Consider the following 4172-nt stretch of genomic DNA (forward strand, 5'->3'; position numbering starts at 1 on the left):
TCTTGCCGTCGCATCGCCGGCGTCGTTGAACGGACCGGGAGGAGCCCGTAGCAGAAATGCGAACGACACCAGACGCAGCGGAATGGCGCTTCGATTACGCTGCTGTTGATAATGAATGGACTTTCGCGGCGACATTGCGGGCATAGCGTCCGCAGTCGTTGCGGATGGGCCGCACAGTAATCCTCGTCCGAAAGCTGATGAAGCACGCTATGGTAGCCGTGAGCCGCGCACTGTCGGCAATACCTGAAAGCCGCGTAGTACTGTTCGCGCGGCATCATCTCGAGCAATGATGTGCGCAGCAGGTTCCTCGGGAGTCGTAGCAGCAGGCGAAGCTGGTTGAGATCGAACGCGTTTCGCAGCGGGACCACGCCCTCGCGCGGATCAACGTCGGGGCACATAGCGCGGAGCAGTACGTCGCCTGGCATTGCGTTGGCGCAGGCGAATTTCCAGAGGATCGAGACGAGGGATTCGCCGGGCATGAGCCAATCGATCTTGAACCCGCCATCCGTCGGCCTTCCGCACTGCCATTGCTCAAATGTCAGAATAGGAAAGCGCAGTGCCGTATGCGCTTCGCCATCAGGCTGTTGCGAGCACACGGCCGGTGGCATGGCGGGACTGGATATAGCCGCAGTGATGAACGGCGTGGGTCCACAAGGCTGGCTCCGGGCAGTAACCCGGCGCATCCATGATCTCGCTTTCCTTGAGCACGATCTCGACGGCGCGTGCGAATGACTCCATCGGTATCTCAAGGCTGCCCGACAAGCTCGCCTTATGATGCGCTGCCTCGAACGTCTGCCACAGCTGACGGGCGTCGCTGACCAGACGATAGCCGGCGTCAAACGCCTCGGGCACGTAAAAGCGTGTGAAGCTCCACGGAGTTCCCTCCGGGTATTCAGTCTGATCGTAACCATTCAGGCACGTGGCGACATCCTGTGCATTGCGAATACCGTAGAACGCGAGTTCGTCAACCATGAGACGTGCGACGATCTGCGTCTTGCCGGCGACCTGTAACGCGGTCTTCTGCGCGAGCAGTTCCTCCTGCCCGACGAGGAACGTGAAGAGCTTGATCTGCTGCCGATCAAGTACATCGTGGACGTCGCGCAGCCATTCATATTCGTTCTCGTTGTACCTTTGAGCCTCGTCGCAGAAAAGGAGCACCGCGCTGATTCCGGAGCGTGCGGCGGCCTCGCGAATACGAAGTGACAGGCGGGAGCGTTTGGCCGAGCTGGTACCGGCGTTCGGCGCGTGATCGCCTACTGCCTCCAGCAGATTCGCAAAGAAGGGCCCTTCGGCATGCCGCGGTTTGTGCTCTCACTGAGCATGGTAGGTCGTTATCTTCGGGAACTGACGGGCAAGAAGGAGCCGCACATACTCGATGGCGCGGGTTTTACCAACCCGCGACGGACCATAGATGAGTGCGCCCATGATCCGGTAGCGCAGGCAGCGCGCGACGAGCTCATAGAACGCCTCGATGGCTGGCGTGGCAAGACGATAGTTGCCGGTGACGAGTGGATGCAGCGATGGATCGACCGGACGCGGTACCTGCAGCGACATGACACACCTCGCAGCACAGCTTGAACAACGGAGTTAAAACACCTGACCGGTACCGATCGAAAGTTTCCGCGGTCGTACCGAAGTGCGCGGCGTCAGTTCGACGATCGTGGCCGCTTGAGCGTCCATCGCTGGCGCCGCGCCCGGTGTGACCGGATCTGTCCAGGGCGGGCGGGGCGGACCGAGCGGCGTATGGACGGTCGGTGCCGACGCGAGCAACCATGTCGCGTGGGCCAGTTCGGTCGCTGCCTTGCGGCTCTTCTTCGCCTGCGTCCGCTTCTCGTCGATGTAGGCTTCGATCGGATTGAGATCAGGACTGGTTGGGCGTCGTCGCTTGCCGGTCTGCCTGAGAATGTGCTGACGGAGTTTGAGATTGTGCGGTACCACGCGCCATGCCCCCTGCGCCTCAAGTACGCCCAGTTCCGTGCCGTCAGCCAGGAAAGCGCGCACGGAACGAAGGTCGTCGGCGTTCATGTAGATCAGCAGATGCTGACCGATCAGTTGCGTACTGGTCGCAAGCACACGGTTTGTGTAGCGCACGCCAAAAAGATTGATGTGCGGACGCACGCCCTGTTGGAGGTAGGCCCGCACGCGGCACTGCCTTGCCGACTGCATCAGGCAGAGCGTCCGACGCTGGTGCTCGGACAGCCAGACCAGCATCGTGTCCCTGCCGCGCACGAAATACTCCATCGCTTCCAGTGGAGTAGCGTTGTTGAGTCCCCGGTGCGGTGTGCCGTTGTAGCCTGAAATGGCGTACTCGACGAGCTCCGCCAGTTCATCGAGCGAAACATAGAGACGCAGATCGCCTTTGGGATCCGAGAGGGCACGGCGAAGGTCGCGTATGTGCGAACCCGTATATCCCGGCAAACGTGAAGACAGCCGGCTGGCAATCGTGCCGAAGAACCGTTCGATATAGGGCCGCTCGTCCGGGCTGTGTTTCGGTCCGGCGTCAGCGAGGCAGCCAACGAACTCACACAACGCCATCATCGTCTCGTTTGCGAGGTTGGCCTTCGCGTTGTCGAGCCTGATCCACTCCCAAGTGACATAGGCCAGTTCGGGCATGTGCCCGGACGGAAAGCCGTCGTGGGGACCGTACGCGAGGCCTGGTATGGTGAACGTTCGTGGGCGATGAGGCGTCAGTGCATTCTCGATGGTCCTGATGACGTCGTAGCGGCTGTACTCCCCGAGTGCAATGTGATAGCCAAGTACCGCACGGGTGCAAACGTCGATGATCACAAGCAGCCACACTCGTTCCATCTCGAATTCGTGCACGAAGCCGAGCGGATCGCGAACCACCACCTTGAGACGAACGTCCAGCCGGTGACCGTCGAATTCGACGACCTGATATGGCCGGCTTCCCGCGGGGGGGCCAGTATCGTCAACGCGAGGCAAGCCCTTGAGATGCGTGGCGCCCGCTGAACGTGCCGCTGTGCCGAAGCTTCGCAGCATTTCTGCCTTCAACCGTCGCGAAAGCGAGCGGATCGCATGGTCCGCTGTGTTCAGCGGATAGTCGGCCGCGGTCAGGCCGACCGAGCGGCATTGGCGCAGGAAATTGTCGTGCAGCGATTGCAGGCCGCGCAGACGCGTACGCAGTTGCCCGTCAGTATGGATCTGCTCGAGCAGCACTTTGCGCTGCTTCACCTGAAGCAGCAGCCACCCTGTCAACGTTGGGTAGCGCTCAAGAAGCTGCGCGAGCGCGCCAGCAGCTCCGCGACTGCCTCGCTCGCCCTGCAACTGCACATCGTGGATTCGCCCATACTCGGCAATCCGCACATAGTGAATCAGTGCCCGGAAGCCGAAAGGGCGTCCGTCAGGATGAGTCGTCTGGGCGCGTTCGAGCCAGCGATACAGTTGCCGGCGATTGAAGTGTGTCGATTCCTCGATGGTCCTGATCGGTTCCCCACGTATGTAGCGCAATATGGCCTGCTGACGTGCATCAAACTTGCGGCGCGCTGGCTGGTCTAGTTCGGTATAGGCGACAGTGGGCCACGCGGCGATATCGATCACCTGTAACTCCGGTTTGCGGCGACTCATGATGTCGCCTCCAAAGCTGCGAAGGAGGTGAGCAACGACAGCGGCTGCGTCTGAAGTGACGATGCGCTGACGCGACCGGTGTGGAGCAGGCTGAACAGGGCAGCGCGAACGATCACGGGGTCACTGCTTGAGAATTCGCGCTCGACGTCGAGCAATCGTCGCGGCTCGTTCACGAATTGCATGATCGCGGGTGACAATGTTGTCGGAACGAGGCCCCGGTTTGCAACTAGGTAGGGAAGGATACGCTGCCAGTTATCCGTCCATGCACGCGCCGCGGCGAGCTCCGCCGATGCGACAAGACGGACTTCAGCGGCACCAGCAGCAAGCCTGGCGCGTGACGCGTCCGCATCGGTTCCACAAGGCAGTTCGCTTAGTACAACAAACTCCTCGCGATCAACGTAGTGCACCCAGAAATCGGCAAGGCGACGGTCGCCGTTGATCAGTACATAGCCGGGTCGTTCGCAGAAGGTGATCACCTTCGGATCCGCCTCGAGCAGTAACCATTGTGCGAGCGATGCTCGCCGGTAGAACATGACGCGGCGCGCGAGCTTGGGGCTGAAGGCTTCGAATCGGTGTGCGCCGCGCGG

Annotated in this window: 3 protein-coding genes and 1 pseudogene; all 4 read right to left on the reverse strand. The window is 61.1% G+C overall.

Going from position 1 to position 4172, the window contains the following annotated elements; translation table 11 throughout:
- Positions 1 to 608, reverse strand: a 608-nt coding sequence (locus GCT19_RS44215) for a hypothetical protein (RefSeq protein WP_227749494.1), incomplete at its 3' end; no start/stop codon positions are given.
- Positions 577 to 1554 (reverse strand): annotated as a pseudogene (locus GCT19_RS41135) (AAA family ATPase). The gene GCT19_RS44215 and the pseudogene GCT19_RS41135, both read right to left, overlap by 32 nt.
- 33 nt (positions 1555 to 1587) lie before the next feature.
- On the reverse strand, positions 1588 to 3585 hold the full coding sequence (locus GCT19_RS41140; RefSeq protein ID WP_152855023.1) for an integrase core domain-containing protein: 1998 nt from the start codon (positions 3583 to 3585) through the stop codon (positions 1588 to 1590).
- Positions 3582 to 4172, reverse strand: a 591-nt coding sequence (locus tag GCT19_RS41145; RefSeq protein WP_227749493.1) for a hypothetical protein, incomplete at its 5' end; no start/stop codon positions are given. The genes GCT19_RS41145 and GCT19_RS41140, both read right to left, overlap by 4 nt.

This window comes from Paraburkholderia atlantica, from assembly GCF_009362785.1.
In the GTDB taxonomy this organism is placed as follows: domain Bacteria; phylum Pseudomonadota; class Gammaproteobacteria; order Burkholderiales; family Burkholderiaceae; genus Paraburkholderia; species Paraburkholderia atlantica.